We start from the raw sequence: 17,854 nt of genomic DNA, 5'->3' as shown, positions 1-17,854 counted from the left end.
AGCGTAGCGATGCGCTGAACAGGGACCCAGCAAAAGAGTCGTCGGAGACACGAATATTTAAGGCGATAGGAGTTTTGCGCTGGGTCCCGGCTCGGCGCTCCGGCTTACGCCGTCGCTTGGCCGGGATGACAGAGGGGACGCTAGGCGCGCCGCACCTTGCGCAATGAGGGCGAGGCCGGGGCGCCGAATGTGTGGCGGAAGGCGCGCGCGAAATGCGCCTGGTCGAAGAAGCCGGCCCGGTGCGCGGCGTCCGTGAAGCTGTCGCCCGCCGCGATGGAGCCGATGGCGCAGCGCAGGCGCTGCCAGACACGGAAGCGGCGGTAGGGTACGCCGACCTCGCGCGCAAAGAGATGCTGGAAGCGCGACGGCGAGAGCCCGACCGCGCGCGCAGCGTCTGCAACGCGCACCTGATCCTCAAGGCCGGATGCGAGCGACGCGACGGCCCGCGCGACGCGGGGATCGAGCGGTCGGCGCGCGCGGGGTTTCGCGTATGCCAGAAGGCTGTCGAGCGCCGCGTCCACCCAGAGTGCGCCGTCGCGCGCCTCGTAGAGGTCGCGGATCAGCGTCAGCTCGCCATCGGCGCCGACCAGGGCCCCGGCCTCCTCGCGCGCCGCGCGGACGAGAGGGATCAGCGCTCCTGCGCCTGCCTCGCGCGGCTCGAGGTAGAGCACGGCGAGCGGCTGGCCTTCCACGTCGAACTCGTAGGGGAGGCCGGCGGGGATGACGGCCGTGCGGCAGGACTGCCATGTCCCGTTGGTGATCCGCAGGCGGAACGGCGCGTACAAGCCGGCAAGATACACGGGTATGCTGTGGGCGTGCGGCGCGTTGTGGCCGAGCGGACCGACGAACAGGGCCCGGCCGGGGTCGAGATGCCAGATCGGCAACAGCTCGCCCGCATGGCCGGAATGGGTCCCCGTGTTCCTGGCAGCAGGTTCGTACAAGCGCGCCTCGCCTCCGTTGGCTAACATCCGTCGCATCGCGCATAGCAACTCGGAGCCCCGACCTCAATGTCCACGACAGATTTCAGGCCAAGCCGTCGGCATGTGCTCATGTCCGCCACCGCCCTCGCCGCCGGTCCGCTGGCCTTCGGTGTTGGCGCACCGGTACAGGCCGCGGCGCCGCTGCTCGGCGCGTGGCAGCCCCGCCACTGGCGCTACAAGATCGGTGCCTTCGAAATGACGACGATCACGGATTCCGAGGTGTTCCTCGACGGCCCCTTCCCGCTCATCGGCGGCAACGCACCCGAGGAGGACGTCCGCCGTCTGATGCGCGACAACCTGCTGCCGGAAGCGCGCTATCAGCCGGGCTTCTCGCCCACACTCGTCAATACGGGGCGCGAGCTCGTGCTGTTCGATACCGGCAACGGCGAGAACGGCTTCGTGGCGCGGCCCCAAGGCGGGTGGCTGGCGGCCGGGCTCGGGCCTGCAGGCTTCAAGGCCGAGGACGTGGACGTGGTGGTGCTGAGCCATGGCCATCCGGACCACATCGGCGGCCTCATGGAAGGCGGAAAGCCGCTCTTCCCCAACGCGCGCTACGCCATCGGGCAGATCGAGTACGACTTCTGGGCGCCCGAGGGAAAGCACACGGGCGAGATCGAGAACATGGCCGCGATCTTCCGCGCCAACACGCGCGCGATCGCAGACCGGTTCACGTTCGTCAAGCCCGGCGACGACGTGGTGGCCGGCATCCGCGCCGTGGAAGCCTACGGCCACACGCCCGGCCACCTGAACTTCCTCATCGAGAGCGAGGGCCAAGCGATCTATTTCTGGGGCGATTGCGCGCACCATCAGGTGGCGTCTCTCGCGCGCCCCGACTGGCATTGCGTGTTCGACATCGACAAGGAGCTGGGCGCGGTCACGCGCAAGCGCGTTTACGACCGGCTGGCCACGGACCGTCTGGCCGTCATCGGCTATCACATGCCGTTCCCGTCCGTGGGCTACGTCGAGCGGCAGGGCTCCGCCTACCGATGGCTCCCGCACAGCTATCAGCTCAATCTCTGACGCGACGACCACGCAGGTTGCACCGCACCCTCGTCGCGCTATGGTGCTGACGGGAGGGCACGGCCACATGCTTGCAGCGACCATTCCCATCACCGTGGCGCTGATGATCGTGCTGCCGGTGACGTTCGCGTGGCTCCTCGTGCGGCGGCTCGGCACTCCGGTGAGCCTTCTCCTGCTCGGCGCGACCACGTTCTTCGCTGCGCAGGCGATACGCATTCCTGTGCTGCAAGCCCTCACCTCGGGGTTCGCGTCCGGCGGCCTTCCGGCGCCGGATCCTGCCTATCAGGCGGCCTTCAACATCGCGGTGCTGGCGCTCACGGCAGGCCTGTTCGAGGAAAGCGCGCGCTATCTCGCCTATCGCCACGTCATCCCGCAGGCGCGGAGCTGGAACGCCGCGGTGACCTTCGGTGCCGGCCACGGCGGCATGGAGTCCATCGTGCTCGGCGTGCTCATGGGCGTCGAGCTCGCCGGGATGCTGGCGGTTGGCTCGCCGGGCACCGCGCCCTTGCCCGGCCACAGCGCGGAGGAGCATGCCCGCCTCGCGGATCAGGCCACGCGCTATTGGTCCACGCCGTGGTATGTGCCCCTCCTCGGCGCGCTCGAGCGGGTGTTCGCGCTCTGCTTCCACATGGCGATGGCCGTGGTGGTGCTCTTGGCGGTCGTTCGCCGCCGCCTGGCGTGGCTCGCGGGCGCAATCGCGGCGCACGCGGCGGCCAATGCCGCCGGGGTCGCGGCGCTCGCCGCCTACGGACCTGTCGCAGCGGAGATCGTCGTCGGCGTCATCGCGGCCCTGGCGCTCTGCGTCCTCTTTCAGCTTCGCGGGAGCGCGAGCAGCGGGACGTCCGTTTAAGCGTCGCGGGCGACGCGCCGCCGCCTAGGCGGGGCGTGTGTGATCGACTAAGTTGCGCGGCTGAATGCGGCAACCCAAGGCCCCGATGACCCACGAGCTCAAGTTCAAGACCACGATGCAGTTCGCCTACGGCGAGCCCGCCCCGGTCAGCCCCGGCATCGTGCGCATCGTCGCCAACAACCCGAGCCCGTTAACCTTCAAGGGCACCAACACCTATCTCCTGGGCATGACGGAGCTTGCCGTCATCGATCCTGGTCCGCGCGACGACGGCCATCTCGCGGCGATCCTGAAGGCGGCGGCCGGCCGGCCCATCCGCCAGATCATCGTCACGCATGCGCATCGCGACCACGCGGACGGTGCCGAAGGGCTCAAGGCCGCGACCGGCGCGCCGATCTTCGGCTACGGGCGCGAGACGTTCGCGGCCGTCGGCCCGGTCACCAACCCGCAGGGCGCGGAGTTCATCGACTACGTGTTCACGCCGGACACGAAGGTCGTCCACGGCGACGTCATCGAGCAAAAGGAGTGGCGGCTGCAGGCGATCCACACGCCCGGGCACGCGCCGGATCATCTCTGCTTCGCGCTCGCCGACCGCGGCATCCTGTTCTCCGGAGATCACGTGATGGCCTGGAACACGACGCTGGTCGCGCCGCCGGAAGGCTCCATGGCCGACTACGTCGACTCGCTCGAGTTGCTGCTGCCGCGCGCGGAGAGCGTCTACCTCCCGGGTCACGGAGATCGCCTCGACGACGCGCAACGCACGGTCCGGGCCTATCTGCTGCACCGGCGCTGGCGCGAGGAGCAGGTGCTGGCGGCGATCCGCGACGGCGTCGGCACCATCCAGTCCATCGTGCCGGTCATCTACCCCACCATCGACCACAAGCTCTCGAGCGCGGCCGCGCTCTCGGTGCAGGCGCACGTCGAGCATCTCATTGCCCGCGGTCTCGTGACCTGCGACGGCGATCCGACCTGGGATCAGCCCCTTTCTCCGGCTTAGCGCGCTTGGCCTGCTCGCGCGCATCCTGCGCGGTTGGCATGGTCGCATCGACGCGCCCCTGGATCTCCTTCACAAGCGCGCGGATGCGCTCGGCATTGCGCCCCATGTCGGCGCGACCGAAGCGGGAGGCCGAGCGGATGTCCACGCGGGCGGTCTCCCCGTCGCCCGAGACGCGGATGGCAACGTCCTCGTAGAAGCCCATGATCAGTGTGCGGTCCACGGCCTCGATCTCGCCGGGCGTGCCTGCTCCGGGATCCGGTGGCTCCTCGCGCGCGATCTCGAGCTTGAGCCGCTTCACCGCGTCGACCACCAGCGCGTAGGCTTCCTCGCTCGAGCGCGCGATGCGCACCGGCTTGATGTCGGGATAGGCGCTCGCCTGCTCGTCAGCCGAGCGGCGCCGGTTGTACGCGATGCTGTTGTCGCCCGGCCCGCGCAGGCGCGCGACGGCGGCAAAGGCCGGCGGGTTCTCGAAGTCGGTCGTGATGTCGCTGAGCAGCGGGTGGTCGCGAACCCACATGAGATACAAGAGCGGCGCCGCGAGCAGCGCGAGGCTGACGCAGATGGCGACCAGCACGCGTGCGGTGCCGGGCCGGCCCGTCTGCCAGATGACGAGGGCGGCGAAGAGCGCGAACAGGATCGAGAGCGCGGCGACGGCGAGCGCGAGCGCGAACAGGTTGAAGGCCACCGGCGTCGGCAGGCCGAACAGACGATGCAGGAACGCCGCCGCGGCGATGAGGCCGAATGCAAACAGCGCGGCGCGGGTTGCCCAGCGGCTTGCCGACGGCTCTCTCTCGGGGATGGCGAGCATGGACCGGACCTCAAAGGCTTGCCTGTCGCGGGGACTCGTCCAAGGATAGCCTTTGAATCGGACGAAATGTAGCGTTCCGGTTGCTTGCGGCTGGCACAGGGAGGCCCGCGTGCTCGCGATGCGCACACGGCGTGGCTTGACGGAACCGTGCTTGCGCGCCCGGCGCGCGGCATTGGGGCTTTTTGGCTGCGGCGCCCTCGTCCTCGCGTCTGAGGATTTTGTCCCGCCCGCGTCCGGCGGGGAGGCCGGCCGGCCCGGTCTCACCATCGGCATCGTCGATCTGGCGGAGATTCCAGAGCTTGCGCCGCGGCCGCCGGCCGAGGTGCGCCGCCCGGCGTGGCGCACCTCGTTCGGCTCCGAGAGGCAGACCGAGCCGGAGATCAAGGCCGGCGGCGTGCAGGGGCCGCTCGAGGCGCTCGCAGGCTGCGACGTCGTGCTGATCCAGGGCGTGCGCGCGGCGGCCCCGCTGCGCCGCCTCTTTCCGCCCAGCGCCTGGCGCCTCATCGTGTCGCGCAGGGTTCTCTCGGCGACGGATCCCGTCGGGTTCCGCAGCGTGCGCTCGGATCTTCCGCCGACGACGGCCATCGCGATCAAGGCGCGTCAGGACCTGCATCTCACGGCGCGGACCTACGCGCTGCGCCTCGAGGTATCCGTATCAGGCCCGGCGCCCGAGCGGCCGGAGGCTGCCGCGACCGCCGTCCGCCTCGTCGACCGCGGTCGCGGCGGGCGCACGCTTTGGCTCGCGTCGGTGGCACTGCCTCCCGCGTGCAGCGCCGAGGATCCGCCCTGCACGGCGCTCGAGACGCTCGATGCCTGGCGGCAGGAGAAACTCGCGAGCGGAGAGCCGACCGTCATCGGAGGCCGCATGGGCGGCGGGGCGCCGGCGGAAACGGATGAAGGAAGCGACGCCGGGCGGGCCTGCGGCTCGCATACTATAGATTCCGATCTCGCGTGGCAGCGACTTGCGCCGTCGGCGGATGAAAATTCCGCTGAAATCGGAAAGGGTTGCATCTCAATCGTGCGCCTCGCGGACTGAGAGCTGCACGGCGCGGCGCCGGCGGACCTCTGCGTCCCATGGCGCACGATCTCCCGGACCCGCTATACTCCGGCACAACGAGACTTGCCGGCAGCGAGCGGATCTTCCTCATGGCATTCCGATTCCGGATCGACGAACCGATCACGAAAGGTTTTCGTCGCGTCGGCACCGAGCAGATCGAGCGCGCGCGCCGCCAGCTCGCGGCCAACGCCGATCCGTCGGTCGAGGTGCACGAGGCGCGCAAATGCCTGAAGCGCATTCGGGCCCTGTTGCGGCTCGGCCGCGCGGGACTCGGCGAGGCGGCGTTCCGGGCTGAGAACGCCCAGTTCCGATCCATCGCCTCCTCGCTGGCATCCGCGCGCGACGATCACGTGCTCCTGGAGACGATCACGAAGCTCACGGCCGAGGGCGGCGGCCGCGTGGGGCCCGCGCTCCTGCGCCTCAAGGAGGCCGTGCTGGCACAGCGCGCACCGGTTGCCGACGGCGCGGCGGACGGACGCGCCGATGCGGTGGCGGCGCTCGAGCGCGCGCTGCGCCGTTTCCGCCGCCTGTCGCTCGCGCCTGACAGCTTCGACACGCTGGAGCGAGGGCTGGTCCGCAACTACCGCAAGGGCCTCGCCGCGCGCGACGCCGCATTCGCGTCGAACACCGACGAGGCGTATCACGATTGGCGCAAGTGCGTGCAAACGCACTGGAGGCATATGGCGCTTCTATCGCGGGCCTGGCCGGCGCTGTTCGAGGCGCATATCGAGGCCGCCCGCGCCCTCTCGCAAACGCTTGGCGACGACCACGATCTGGCCCTCTTGCGGGAAAAGCTCGCAGCGCTTCAGCCCGGCTCGCTCTCGATCGAGGACGTGCAGGCGATCGAGGATCTGATCCGCGCTCGCCAGGCGGCGCTGCGGCTCGCGGCGCGCTCGCAGGGGGACATGATCTTTGCCGAGCGGCCGAAGGCGCACGGCCGCAGGATCGCTGCCGTATGGGCGGCCGCCGTGGCGCGGAGCCGTTCGGCGGCCCGCAGCGGCAAGGACGCGGCGCCTGCAAAGGGCGCGCGCGCGAAGGCGCCGGGCCCTGTCGAGGCGGAGCCGAGCGAAGCGCGATCCGAAAAGGGCCGCGATACGTATCTTGGCGACCCTCAGGAGGCCGAGCGTCGCCGGCATGGCATACGCTGACGGGGTTTTCCGCCATGCGGCTCTTCGCCAAGCCCGTAACAAAAAGCGGACCGGTCCCGGCCTGATATGCGTTACAAGGCTCGGCAGAGACCACAAGAGAGCACACCATGCTGACGAAAGTCGAGGAAACCGGCCAGGAGACCTACCGCACGCCGGAGGGGCCTGTTGCCGCCAGCAACGACCGCGTCGGCGTGCTGCTGCTCAACCTCGGCACGCCGGACGGCACCGACTACTGGTCCATGCGCCGCTACCTCAAGGAGTTCCTTTCGGACGAGCGCGTCATCGAGGAGCCGAAGTGGAAGTGGTGGCCGATCCTGAATCTGATCATCCTGACGGTCCGCCCCGGCCGCAAGGGTCGCGACTACGCGACCATCTGGAACAACGACCGCGACGAGGGCCCGCTCAAGACCATCTCGCGCGCGCAGGCCGAAACGCTGGCGCAGCGTCTCGCCCAGCATCCGAACGTGGTCGTGGATTGGGCCATGCGGTATGCCAACCCGACGACGGCAAGCCGCATCGAGGCGCTGGTCGCCGCGGGCTGTGACCGCATTCTGCTGGTGCCGCTCTATCCGCAGTACGCCGCCGCGACGACCGCCACGGCCGCCGATCAGGCATTCCGCGCGCTAATGAAGATGCGCCGCCAGCCGGCCGTGCGCGTGGCGCCGGCCTACTTCGACGACCCGGTCTACATCGACCGCATCGCCCGCTCGATGGAGGCGAGCCTCGCCAAGCTCGACTTCGAGCCCGAGCGCATCATCGCCACGTTCCACGGCATGCCGGAGAAGTACTACGAGAAGGGCGATCCCTACTATCCGCAGTGCCTCAAGACATCGGAGCTGGTTCGCGCGGCGCTCTCCTGGCCTGCCGACCGCTGGCTGACGACGTTCCAGTCGCGCTTCGGCAACGATCCGTGGCTGCAGCCCTACACGGACAAGACCGTCGAGCGGCTGGCCGCCGAGGGCATCAAGCGCCTTGCGCTCGTCGCGCCGGGCTTCTCGGCTGACTGCCTGGAAACGCTCGAGGAGCTCGATGGGGAGAACCGCCACATCTTCGAGGCCGGTGGCGGGGAGAAGTTCGCCTACCTGCCGGCACTCAACGAGAGCGAGGCGGGCGTCGACGTCATCGAGGCCATTGTGCGCCGCGAGCTCTCGGGCTGGATCTAGGACGGCGCCGCCTAGGCGATGTCGCCGCATCGCTCAAGAACTTGCTGCTTCCTCAATCGACAGCCTGCATCTGTTGTATGTCGCATGGGGCGAGCCGGAGAGCCGTCAGTTCCCTGCGGAGCTGCGGGGAGTAAGGATCAATTTACATCGTCGCTGACCTCTGCCCACAAACGCGCCTAGTTTGAGGGCAGAATAGTCTGTGCTCAGAGACGTACCGGTCGCGAAAGGAAACGCATCCATGTTGGGCTTCGAGGTCTTCGGCCTGCTTTTGATCGTACTGGCTGCGGCCGTGCTGTGGTCGACGGTCAAGGTGGTGCCGCAGGGCTACAACTACACGGTCGAGAGCTTCGGCCGCTTCACACGCACGCTGACCCCGGGGCTGCATTTCCTCGTGCCCGTCGTCGAGCGCGTCGGCCATCACGTCAACGTCAAGGAGCAGGTGATCGAGATCCCGAGCCAGGATGTCATCACGCGCGACAACGCCATGGTGCGCGTCGACGGCGTCGCCTTCTTCCAAGTGCTGAACGCCGCCAAGTCCGCCTACGAGGTCGACGACCTGGAGAACGCCACCGTCAACCTGACCATGACCAACATCCGAACCGTCATGGGCTCCATGGACCTCGACGACCTGCTCTCCAACCGCGACAAGATCAACGCGCAGCTCCTCGATGTCGTCGATCATGCGACGGAAGCCTGGGGCGTGAAAGTGACGCGCATCGAGATCAAGGACATCGCGCCGCCGCGCGACCTTATCGACGCCATGGCGCGGCAGATGAAGGCCGAGCGCGAGAAGCGCGCCCAAATCCTCGAAAGCGAAGGCTTGCGCGCCGCCGCCATCCTCAAGGCCGAGGGCGAGAAGCAGGCCGTGGTGCTCGAGGCCGAGGGTCGGCGCGAGGCGGCCTTCAAGGACGCCGAAGCACGCGAGCGCGCAGCCGAGGCCGAGGCCAAGGCCACGTCCCTCGTCTCCGATGCCATCGCCAAGGGCAACGTGCAGGCCATCAATTACTTCGTCGCCAACAACTACGTGAAGGCGCTGGAGGAGCTGGCAAAAGCGCCAAACCAGAAGGTCATCTTGATGCCGCTCGAGGCCTCGTCGGTGATCGGCTCGCTGGCCGGTCTGGCGCAGATCACCGGCGAGGCGTTCGGACCGAAAGGCCCGCAAGCCCCCACGACACCGCCGGGCCGCTCCACCAGCGTTCCGTCCTCCCGAGGCTAACCGGCGCAAGCCCGTCCACTTTTCCCCTCCCCCTTCGCGGGGAGGGTCAAGGTTGCGGGGAAGGATGTCGCCAAGGCGACCGTAGAGCCTGATTGTCTTGGTTTCGACCGAGCCGATATAATCGGCTCGGCATTTGAATGCTTCATCAACCACGGGGATCGCCCATGTCCGCCCTGATCGATTTCTTCGCCAGCCTCGGCCCTTGGAGCTGGGTCATTGCGGGCGTGCTGCTCATGGCGCTGGAGACGCTGATCCCCGGCGTCTACTTCCTCTGGTTCGGCATCTCGGCCGTCGTCGTCGGCGTGCTGCTGTTCGGTACCGGTGACGCCATCAGCCAGCCCTGGCAGCTCGTGCTGTTCGCGCTCATCTCGGTCGCAACGGTGTTCGCCGTGCGCCGTTTCGCCAACCTGCAGAGCGTGGAAAGCGCCGAGAAGGACCTCAACCAGAGAGGCGCGCAGTATTTCGGGCGCGTAGTCGTGGTGGAGGATGCCATCTCGGGCGGCCGCGGGCGGGTGCGCGTGGACGACACGCTGTGGCTCGCCGCGGGCGCCGATGCCCCCAAGGGCTCACGCGTGCGCATCACCGGCGCCAACGGCATCGTCTTCACCGTCGAGCCGGCGTGATAGATTGCATCCCTCTCCCCCGCTAGCAGGGAGAGAGGGAGATCCCGCTGCAATGCTTAAGCGCCCGTTAACCGCCGCTCCCTAGTGTCGAAACGTGTTCGCGCCGGGCCATTGGCCCGGCTTTTCAGTGTGCGTCGCGTGCGGTTCATCCTCATGAGGGCGCCACTCGGTGGTCCGGCGGCTCGGCTTGATCCTGTTCGGTTTCGCGGTGGCAACGCTGGTCGCCGCGCTTTCGCACGCGCCCTCCGCCAACGCGCAGGAGTGGACACCCTCTCCCCGTGATCTCGCCGACGTGGCGGCCGCCTACGAAACGGCGCAGCGCCTTCGGAGACCCGCAGGCGACTCCCTCTACGATCAGGATGACGACCCTGCGGGCGAAGGCGGGCCGGGCGAGAATTCCTTCTCCGACGCCGAGGAGATCGTACCCGGAGACGGGGAAGCATCGGCACCGGCGGACGGTCCCGCGCTGGCCGACGGTGTCATCGATCTCGCCGAGCCGGAGCCTCCCGAGGACGGCGCGGACCCGACGCGGGACACGCGTCCGTCGGAGGACCTTGACGCGTTCCGCAATCCGCCTGCCGGCTACGATCCGCTGCTGTTCCAGGTCGAGGACATCGACCCCGTCGCCACCGACCGGCGACCGGCGCGGCTCGCCCGCTTCGAGCCTTACGATCCCATCGGCATCCGCATCGGCAGCTTCGTGTTCTTCCCCGAGATCGAGATCGGCGGGCTCGCGACCGACAACGTCCTATCCTCGCCCGACGCACACTCCGACATCGCCGCCGAGATCCGCTCGGTCTCGCGTCTCGTCTCCAACTGGTCCGTGCACGCGCTCGAGCTCAAGGGCACGAGCCTCACCACCTTTCACGACGACTTTCCCTCCGAGGACGACCGCGCGTGGGGCGTGGAGGCGCGCGGACGCCTTGACATCACGCGGCGCACGAACCTGCAGGCCATCGCCGGCCGCGACGTCAGCCGGGAGGACCGCTCCGCCATCGACGCCAATCAGGTGGGGGAACGCGCCGAGGTGACGGTCGATCGCGCGGAGGTGGCGCTCAACCACCGCTTCAACAGGCTCACGGTGCAACTCCGCGGGGCGGTTTCGGACGCCACCTACTCGGATACGAACGGTGTCAGCAACGCCGACCGCGATACGCTCGAGACGCGGGCGGCCGTGCGGGCGGCCTGGGCGTTCAAGCCGACGCTCGCCGTTTTCGCCGAGCAGGAGCTGAACCAGCGCGACAAAGGCGCCACGCCGGCCGACGGCATCGCCCGCGATTCCGACGGCACGCGCACGCGCGTCGGGCTCGACTTCGGCTCCACCGGCGCGGTGCTGCGCGGCACGATCGGGGTCGGCTACGGGCGGCAGACGCCCGACGACCGCCGCCTCTCCGCGGTCGACGCCTTTCTGTTCGACGCCAACCTCGCGTGGCGGCCGTCGGAGGTCACATCGTTCCTCCTGACCGCGCAGAGCGACATCTACGACACGACCACGCTTCTGTCCGGCGGCGTGGTTGCGCACACTGTCGGCCTCGAGGCGCGCCACGCCTTCCGCCGCTACCTGATCGCGTCGGCTGGCGTGGTCTATACGCACTACGACTACGATGCGACGCCGTTCACCGAGGACCAGTGGCTGTCGTTCGCCGGCCTCGAATACTATGCGAGCCCGGAACTCGTGCTGTTCGCGCGCTACGAGCACCTCGACTTTGCCTCAAACGATGTCGATGGTGATTACGAGAGCGACGAGGTCCGTCTCGGCGTGCGGGTCCGCAGGTAGCGTGCATCGTTGTGCTCACCGGCATGTCATGGCCACGCCATGCTGAGCGGGAAGAATAGACTCAAATGACCGGGCGCTGCGCACGCGCCTGGAGTAAGGTTGCCTTATGCTCATGGCGAGCGTTGCGTCCCAGAAGCCGCCCATTAGTCTGTTGGGCAGATTGATTCGTCTCGGGATTTGAGCCCATGTCGCTTCATGACCGTCAATTCGAACGCAGGGAGACCGCCATGTCAGACCGCACTCAGTTCGCCGTCGGTAGCCGCAAGGTCGCCATGATGCCCCGTGTCATGAAGCGGTCGCTGCACGTGGCCATCGCGGCCGCGCTCACCGCCGGCGTCGTGCTCTTCGTCATGATGGTCAACGGCTTCCTGGTCGGCCGCAGCGGCTCGCTCGGCGGCATCGACGTCTGGCTTGCGTTCATCAAGCGCAGCGACATCATCGGCACCATCATCCTGACGGCGCTGGTCACGACCGCTTTCCTCTATTGGCAGCGCGACAAGGAACGGCGGTAGGTCCCCTCACCTGCCGACTGGCTGACGCTCGCCGTCGGCCTCTCCCCAGCGGGAAGAGGTAACGTTATGGGTTATCCTGGCGCAGGCCGGGATCCAGACACGCCAGATAATTTACACCACGGGCGGCGCGCCGGCCGGGCCGGGAACAGCAGGCTCCGGCACCAGCGCCTCCGCCTTGCGCGGCGCGCCTGACATCTTCTCCTTCGCGAGCGCAAGCGCAGCAACATAGTCGGGCTTGCCCGAACCGAGCAGCGGAACGCTCGGCACCACCAGGATGTCCGCTGGCACCATGAGTTCGCTGGCACCCTTCTGGCGGGCGAAGCGGGCGAAGGCGTCGCGCGTGGCGGCGGCATCGGTCGTCATCAGCACGAGGCGCTCACCCTTGCGCGCGTCGGGGAGCGCGACAACGACGCTCGTCACCGACGGCCACAGCTCGGTCGCCAACGCCTCGACCGCCGACAGCGAGACCATCTCGCCCGCGATCTTGGCGAAGCGCTTGGCGCGTCCCTTGATCGAGATGAAGCCGTGATCGTCGATGGCGACGATGTCGCCGGTGTCGTGCCAGCCCTCGTGCGGCGGCTCGAGCACGCCGGGGTTCTCGGCGCGCATGTAGCCGAGCATGACGTTGGGCCCGCGCACGTAGAGCCGGCCCGCGCCCTCGATGCCCGGAACCGACTCGAGGCGCGCCTCCATCAACGGCGAGAGGCGACCCACGGTGCCCGACTTGTTGGCGAGCGGTGTGTTGATGGCCAACACCGGCGCGGTCTCGGTGACGCCGTAGCCCTCGAGAATGCGTACGCCGAACTTCTCCATGTAGATCTGTCGCGTGCGCTCCTTCACGGCCTCGGCACCGGCGAGGATCAGGCGCACGCGCGCGAAATCGTAAGGGTGCGCCGTGCGCGCGTAGCCGTTGAGGAAGGTGTCGGTGCCGAACAGGATGGTGGCGTTCGAGCCGTAGACCAGCTCCGGCACGATGCGGTAGTGCAGCGGCGTCGGATAGAGGTAGACCGGAACGCCGCCGACCAGCGGCATGACGAGCCCTGCCGTGAGACCGAACGAGTGGAACACGGGCAGCACGTTGAACACCTTGTCCTGCCCGTTGACGGCGACGCGCGTCAGGCTCTGCATGGCGTTGGCCAGCATGTTCCGGTGCGAGAGCACGACGCCCTTGGGCAGGCCCTCGGAGCCCGACGTGAACAGGATCGCGGCCGGATCGTTCGGCGCGCGCTCGGCCTGGGCGCGGCTTCCGAACAGCAGGCCGCGGATCTTGTCGGCGAAGGTGATGCCGGCGCGGACATCCTCCAGGTAGACGATCTTGCGCGTCTCCGCGAGCCTGGCGACGACCGCTTCCAGGTGCGCCTTCTCGACGAAAGTGCGGCTCGTCAGCACGACGTCCACCTTGGCCGCGGTGCAGGCCGCCTCGACGTTCTGCGGGCCGGCGGTGAAGTTCAGCATGGCCGGCACGCGGCCGATGGTCTGCAGCGCGAAGAAGGTGACGGCGACGCCGGCCGAGTTCGGCAGCATGACGCCGACCGCCGCACCCTCCGGCGCGAGGGTCGCGAGCTTGGCGCCGAGCACCTGCGCGCCGAGGATGAGCTTGCCGTAGCTAAGCTGCGTGCCGAGCGGGTCCTCGATGGCGGGCTTGCCCGTGTCCCGTGTCGCCCTGGCCTCGACGAGGGCCGAGAACAGTGTCTGGTCGAGGTTGGCGGTCTTGACTGCCGTCTCGACCATGAGGTCCTGCAGTGCCATGCCGGCGGCCTGCCGGCGCGCCTTGCCCTTGAGGCCGTCGGGCACCTGCAGCTTGACCGGCGGCAGGATGGTCACCGTGGTCTTCGGAAGCAGCGTCTTCCTGCACTGGAAGCGGTTGAGGTAGCCGAAGGGGCTGCGCTCCGGGCCGTCGATGCGCACGGGGACGATCACGGCGTCGGCCTTGTCGGCGATCATCGCCGTGCCGTCGTACACCTTCATCAGGCCGCCGGTGACCGTGAGGCGCCCTTCCGGGAAGATGATCAGGGTCTCGCCGTCCTTGACCGTCTGAATCAGGTGGCGCGTGCCGAGCGGCTTGGTCGGGTCGATGGCGTGCGCCTTGACCACCTTCAGGAACGGCTTGATCCAGCTCTTCTGCGACATGCCGGTATCGATGGCGAAGGCCGCGTGCGACGGCAGGATCGAATGCATCATCGGCGCGTCGAGCAGGCTCACGTGGTTCGGCGCGATGATGGTGCGCTCGCCCTCCGGCGGCAGGTTCTCGAGGCCCTTCACCTCGAGCCCCATGAAGGTCTTGAACAGGAAGGCGCCGACGTCGCGGATGCCGTCGCGGCCCCAGGCACGCAGGATCAGCACCATGGCCGCGAGGTTGGCGAGCCCCAAGAGAGCGAGCAGAGAGGCAAGCCCGGCGCCACCCCACTGCAGGGCCGCGATGCCGAGGCTTGCCGCGGTCATGAACAGCGCCGAGATCACGTTGCAGGCGCCGATGGTGCGGGCGCGCTCGGTCACCGGTGCCCAGAGCTGGACGGCGGCGAACGCCGGCACGATGAAGAGGCCGCCGGCGACGGCGAGGCCGGCGAGGTCGACCAGGATGTGCCAGCCGGTCACGCTCGAGAGCAGCGTGCCGACCGTGATCACCTCGGACGGCTTGACGAGCGACGAGGCGACCCATGCGAGATCGAGTGCGAACAGCCCCATGAGCAGCGCACTGATCGGCACCAGCGCCAGGTTGGGGCGCGTCTTGCTGGCCCGCGCGGCGAGCGCCGAGCCGATGGCGATGCCGATGGTGAACACGACCAGGGCGAGGATAGCGACGCTCTCTCCGCCGCCGAGTGTGTCCTTGATGAGAACGGGCAGCAGCGACAGCACGACCGTGCCCACGAGCCAGAACCAGGACGTGATCAACGCGCCGACCCAGAGCCGGCGGTCGCCGCGCAGATGACGGATCAGCGTCATCGTCGAGGTCCAGGGGTTGAAGTCGATGGCGAGTCCGGGAGCGGCGGCGCCCATCCGGGGGATCAGCGAGGCCGAGAGCCAGCACAGCACGGCGAGGCCGACGACGAGCGCGGCCAGGATCCATTCGCCGCCGGAGTTGCCGGCCGCGAGGCCGCCGCCGATGGTGCCGATGAGGATGGCGGCGAAGGTCGCGCTTTCGACGAAGGCGTTGCCGGCCGGCAGCTCGCGCGGCGCCAGAAGCGCCGGCAGGATGCCGTACTTGATGGGGCCGAACAGCGCCGCGATGACGCCGTAGAGGCCGAGCGCGACGAACAGGAGCGGCACCGACTGCAGCACGAAGCCCGCGGCGGCGATGATCGCGACGGGGATCTCCGCGCGCTTAAGCTTCTCCGCCACCACCGCCTTGTCGTGGCGGTCCGCCAGCTCGCCGCCGATGCCCGACAGGATGAAGAACGGCGCCACCAGCACGGCGCCGGCCAGCGCCACCAGCACGCCACCCTGCTCCGACCCGATCTTGAACAGGATCAGGATGACGAGCGCGTTCTTGACGAAGTTGTCGTTGAGGGCGGAAAGGAACTGGCACCAGAACAGCGGTGCGAAGCGGCGGCTCGTAATCAGCGCTTGGACCATGGGGAAACCTGACGAAAATTTCTTACCGCGTAACCCCTCACCCGCCGCTCGGGGCCGGGCCCCTCGCGCCGACCTCTCCCCACGGGAGAGGTGAAACGAGCGCGGGACCTTACGCCAATATGGCAAGGACACTAGGGGCCTGATGATGGTCAAACAACGGCCCTTTGTGGCGAAGAGGATGGCGGCGGGTGACGAAGTCAACGGTGACGGACGCGAAAGACGGGCGGTCCCGGTTGCATCGGCGATCCGGGTACGCTTCGACCATTGTCGCTAACCCCGCATAAAGGCGCGTTAATTGACAGCGATCGGCCGTAGGCGGATGCTGTCCGCGGAGCGGCATGCTGCCATCTGGCGGCAGTCGGCGGAAGCTCCTACGTGAAGGCGAGATATGACTAACGTTCTCACACGTCCGCGGGAGATCACCGTCAACGGTGCGCCGGTCGCCACCGGCGCCGAGACGCTGGCCGCGCTCGTCGCCGAGCAGGGCCTCGCAGGCCGCAAGGTTGCAACGGCCGTCAACGGCGTATTCGTCACCGAGCGCGACCAAACGTGGCTTGCCGCGGGCGACCGCATCGAGATCCTTTCCGTCCGCCAGGGCGGCTGACCCAAGTGACCGAGACCACATGAACCAGAACGAACCCCTGCGCCCCCTGGGGCGCTCCGCACACGCCTCCCCCCTTTCCTTCTACGGCGAGCACGTGTCGTCGCGCCTTCTGCTCGGCACCGCGCTCTATCCCTCGCCGCAGGTCATGAGCGAGGCGATCCGCGCAGCCGGCGCCGGCATCGTCACGGTGTCGCTCAGGCGCGAGCAGGCGCGCGGGCATACCGGCGCCCGCTTCCTCGACCTTGTTCGCGCGCTCCCCGTGCGCCTGCTGCCGAACACGGCCGGCTGCCGCACGGCCAAGGAGGCCATCACCACCGCCGAGATGGCGCGGGAGCTCCTGGAGACGGACTGGATCAAGCTCGAGGTGATCGCCAACGACGACACGCTGCAGCCGGACCTCATCGGTCTCGTCGAGGCGGCGCAGGAACTCATCAAGCGCGGCTTCCAGGTGTTCCCGTACATGCCTGAGGACCTGTCGATCGCCGAACGCCTGGTTGCCGCCGGCTGCCGGGTGCTGATGCCCTGGGGCTCGCCGATCGGCACCGGTCGCGGGCTTGCCAACCCGCATGCGCTGAAGACGCTACGCGCCTATTTTCCGGACCTCCCTCTCGTCATCGACGCCGGCATCGGCGCACCGTCGCACGCGGCGGCGGCCATGGAGATGGGCTATGACGCGGTGTTGCTCAATACGGCCGTGGCCCGGGCGCAAGATCCGGTGCGCATGGCGGAGGCGTTCGCCTCCGCCATCGAGTCGGGCCGTGCCGCCTACGAGGCGGGGCTGATCGAGCCGAGCGACCGCGCGCGGCCCTCGACGCCGGTTGCCGGCACGCCCTTCTTCGACCTCGATACACCGAAGCCCGGCGGCTCGCGCCAATGAGACCCGCATGACCGCGCCCGGCGCCCTTCCCGGCTCCCCCGATGTGTTCTACCCGATCGTGCCCTCCGCAGACTGGGTGGCGCGTCTCGTGCCGCTCGGCGTGCGCTCCCTGCAGCTCCGCTTCAAGGACGGTTCGCCCGAGGACGCGCGCGCGGAGATCGCCGCCGCGCTCTCCATCTGCAAGCCCGCCGGCTGCCGGCTGATCGTCAACGACTACTGGCAGGCGGCCATCGATCTCGGCGCGACGGAGCTGCATCTCGGGCAGGAGGATCTGGCGGAGGCCGATCTCGCCGCGATCCGCCGCGCCGGCATAGCCGTCGGCATCTCGACGCACAGCGAGGAGGAGTTGGAGACGGCGCTCGCGGCCGATCCCTACTACGTCGCGCTCGGCCCGATTTACGAGACGAAGCTCAAAGTCATGAAGTGGGCGCCGCAGGGACTCGAGAAGATCGGCATCTGGCGCCGTCGCATCGGCAGGCTGCCGCTGATCGCCATCGGCGGCATCACGCCCGAGCGCGCGGGCGGCGTGGTCGCGGCAGGCGCCGACAGCATCGCCGTCATCACCGACTTCATGACTGCGCCGCATCCCGAGGCCCGCGTGCGCCTCTGGCTCGACTGGGCAGCGACCGTCCGCGCGTGATCGCGGGATATT

The 17,854-nt window shown here is 68.6% G+C and carries 16 protein-coding genes; 13 read left to right on the top strand and 3 right to left on the bottom strand.

Annotation, left to right across the window (positions count from 1 at the left end; genetic code table 11):
• Positions 1-140 precede the first annotated feature (140 nt).
• Positions 141-941 (bottom strand): AraC family transcriptional regulator, encoded by an 801-nt coding sequence (locus IT540_RS07740; protein WP_291175379.1) that lies wholly within the window; start codon positions 939-941, stop codon positions 141-143.
• A 108-nt stretch (positions 942-1,049) separates the two neighbouring features.
• Here IT540_RS07740 and IT540_RS07735 point away from each other — a divergent pair, with 108 nt between their 5' ends.
• The 3 genes from IT540_RS07735 (at position 1,050) to IT540_RS07725 (ending at position 3,844) form a co-directional block, all read left to right on the top strand.
• Positions 1,050-2,000 (top strand): MBL fold metallo-hydrolase, encoded by a 951-nt coding sequence (locus IT540_RS07735; RefSeq protein ID WP_291175378.1) that lies wholly within the window; start codon positions 1,050-1,052, stop codon positions 1,998-2,000.
• Between the two features lie 67 nt (positions 2,001-2,067).
• Positions 2,068-2,850: a YhfC family glutamic-type intramembrane protease gene (locus IT540_RS07730; RefSeq protein WP_291175377.1), complete on the top strand. Its 783-nt coding sequence runs from the start codon at positions 2,068-2,070 to the stop codon at positions 2,848-2,850.
• Between the two features lie 85 nt (positions 2,851-2,935).
• Positions 2,936-3,844: an MBL fold metallo-hydrolase gene (locus IT540_RS07725; RefSeq protein WP_291175375.1), complete on the top strand. Its 909-nt coding sequence runs from the start codon at positions 2,936-2,938 to the stop codon at positions 3,842-3,844.
• Here the strand turns inward: IT540_RS07725 and IT540_RS07720 are convergent.
• Entirely contained in the window at positions 3,777-4,652 is an 876-nt protein-coding gene (locus IT540_RS07720; protein ID WP_291175374.1) for a DUF1499 domain-containing protein, read from the bottom strand. The genes IT540_RS07725 and IT540_RS07720 overlap by 68 nt on opposite strands.
• A gap of 151 nt (positions 4,653-4,803) precedes the next feature.
• Here IT540_RS07720 and IT540_RS07715 point away from each other — a divergent pair, with 151 nt between their 5' ends.
• The 7 genes from IT540_RS07715 to IT540_RS07685 all read left to right on the top strand — a co-directional run bounded on the left by IT540_RS07715 (position 4,804) and on the right by IT540_RS07685 (position 12,148).
• Entirely contained in the window at positions 4,804-5,688 is an 885-nt protein-coding gene (locus IT540_RS07715) for a hypothetical protein (protein ID WP_291175373.1), read from the top strand.
• Positions 5,689-5,798: 110 nt separating this feature from the next.
• Positions 5,799-6,857, top strand: a complete 1,059-nt coding sequence (locus tag IT540_RS07710; protein ID WP_291175371.1) for a CHAD domain-containing protein — start codon at positions 5,799-5,801, stop codon at positions 6,855-6,857.
• A gap of 107 nt (positions 6,858-6,964) precedes the next feature.
• Positions 6,965-8,020: a ferrochelatase gene (hemH, locus tag IT540_RS07705; RefSeq protein ID WP_291175366.1), complete on the top strand. Its 1,056-nt coding sequence runs from the start codon at positions 6,965-6,967 to the stop codon at positions 8,018-8,020.
• A 238-nt stretch (positions 8,021-8,258) separates the two neighbouring features.
• On the top strand, positions 8,259-9,236 hold the full coding sequence (locus IT540_RS07700) for an SPFH domain-containing protein (protein WP_291175365.1): 978 nt from the start codon (positions 8,259-8,261) through the stop codon (positions 9,234-9,236).
• A 164-nt stretch (positions 9,237-9,400) separates the two neighbouring features.
• Positions 9,401-9,859 (top strand): NfeD family protein, encoded by a 459-nt coding sequence (locus tag IT540_RS07695; RefSeq protein WP_291175363.1) that lies wholly within the window; start codon positions 9,401-9,403, stop codon positions 9,857-9,859.
• A gap of 169 nt (positions 9,860-10,028) precedes the next feature.
• Positions 10,029-11,636, top strand: coding sequence for an outer membrane beta-barrel protein (locus IT540_RS07690; protein WP_291175362.1), 1,608 nt, complete (start codon positions 10,029-10,031; stop codon positions 11,634-11,636).
• A gap of 227 nt (positions 11,637-11,863) precedes the next feature.
• Positions 11,864-12,148, top strand: coding sequence for a hypothetical protein (locus IT540_RS07685; RefSeq protein ID WP_291175361.1), 285 nt, complete (start codon positions 11,864-11,866; stop codon positions 12,146-12,148).
• Between the two features lie 111 nt (positions 12,149-12,259).
• Here the strand turns inward: IT540_RS07685 and IT540_RS07680 are convergent, their stop codons facing one another.
• Positions 12,260-15,721 (bottom strand): acyl-[ACP]--phospholipid O-acyltransferase, encoded by a 3,462-nt coding sequence (locus tag IT540_RS07680; RefSeq protein ID WP_291175360.1) that lies wholly within the window; start codon positions 15,719-15,721, stop codon positions 12,260-12,262.
• Between the two features lie 388 nt (positions 15,722-16,109).
• Here IT540_RS07680 and thiS point away from each other — a divergent pair, with 388 nt between their 5' ends.
• Genes thiS through IT540_RS07665 form a run of 3 tightly spaced genes read left to right on the top strand, consistent with a single transcriptional unit; the run spans position 16,110 to position 17,842 of the window.
• Positions 16,110-16,325 carry a sulfur carrier protein ThiS gene (thiS, locus tag IT540_RS07675; RefSeq protein ID WP_291175359.1) on the top strand — a complete coding sequence of 72 codons (216 nt, stop codon included), beginning with the start codon at positions 16,110-16,112 and terminating at the stop codon, positions 16,323-16,325.
• A gap of 19 nt (positions 16,326-16,344) precedes the next feature.
• Complete coding sequence (locus IT540_RS07670) at positions 16,345-17,202, top strand: thiazole synthase (protein WP_291175358.1); 858 nt, start codon at positions 16,345-16,347, stop codon at positions 17,200-17,202.
• A 7-nt stretch (positions 17,203-17,209) separates the two neighbouring features.
• Complete coding sequence (locus IT540_RS07665) at positions 17,210-17,842, top strand: thiamine phosphate synthase (protein ID WP_291175357.1); 633 nt, start codon at positions 17,210-17,212, stop codon at positions 17,840-17,842.
• Positions 17,843-17,854: the final 12 nt, after the last annotated feature.

The sequence above is a fragment of the Hyphomicrobium sp. genome, assembly GCF_020852195.1.
GTDB lineage: Bacteria > Pseudomonadota > Alphaproteobacteria > Rhizobiales > Hyphomicrobiaceae > Hyphomicrobium_C.
Note: the sequence above shows the minus strand (reverse complement) of the source record. Positions and strands in the feature narration are given on the sequence as shown.

Excerpts from the sequence above, each read along its gene's own strand:
- IT540_RS07735 (WP_291175378.1), top strand. The coding sequence starts at position 1,050 with ATGTCCGCCACCGCCCTCGCCGCCGGTCCGCTGGCCTTCGGTGTTGGC.
- IT540_RS07730 (WP_291175377.1), top strand. The coding sequence starts at position 2,068 with ATGCTTGCAGCGACCATTCCCATCACCGTGGCGCTGATGATCGTGCTG.
- IT540_RS07725 (WP_291175375.1), top strand. The coding sequence starts at position 2,936 with ATGACCCACGAGCTCAAGTTCAAGACCACGATGCAGTTCGCCTACGGC.
- IT540_RS07720 (WP_291175374.1), bottom strand. The coding sequence starts at position 4,652 with ATGCTCGCCATCCCCGAGAGAGAGCCGTCGGCAAGCCGCTGGGCAACC.
- IT540_RS07710 (WP_291175371.1), top strand. The coding sequence starts at position 5,799 with ATGGCATTCCGATTCCGGATCGACGAACCGATCACGAAAGGTTTTCGT.
- hemH (WP_291175366.1), top strand. The coding sequence starts at position 6,965 with ATGCTGACGAAAGTCGAGGAAACCGGCCAGGAGACCTACCGCACGCCG.
- IT540_RS07700 (WP_291175365.1), top strand. The coding sequence starts at position 8,259 with ATGTTGGGCTTCGAGGTCTTCGGCCTGCTTTTGATCGTACTGGCTGCG.
- IT540_RS07695 (WP_291175363.1), top strand. The coding sequence starts at position 9,401 with ATGTCCGCCCTGATCGATTTCTTCGCCAGCCTCGGCCCTTGGAGCTGG.
- IT540_RS07685 (WP_291175361.1), top strand. The coding sequence starts at position 11,864 with ATGTCAGACCGCACTCAGTTCGCCGTCGGTAGCCGCAAGGTCGCCATG.
- IT540_RS07680 (WP_291175360.1), bottom strand. The coding sequence starts at position 15,721 with ATGGTCCAAGCGCTGATTACGAGCCGCCGCTTCGCACCGCTGTTCTGG.
- thiS (WP_291175359.1), top strand. The coding sequence starts at position 16,110 with ATGACTAACGTTCTCACACGTCCGCGGGAGATCACCGTCAACGGTGCG.
- IT540_RS07670 (WP_291175358.1), top strand. The coding sequence starts at position 16,345 with ATGAACCAGAACGAACCCCTGCGCCCCCTGGGGCGCTCCGCACACGCC.
- IT540_RS07665 (WP_291175357.1), top strand. The coding sequence starts at position 17,210 with ATGACCGCGCCCGGCGCCCTTCCCGGCTCCCCCGATGTGTTCTACCCG.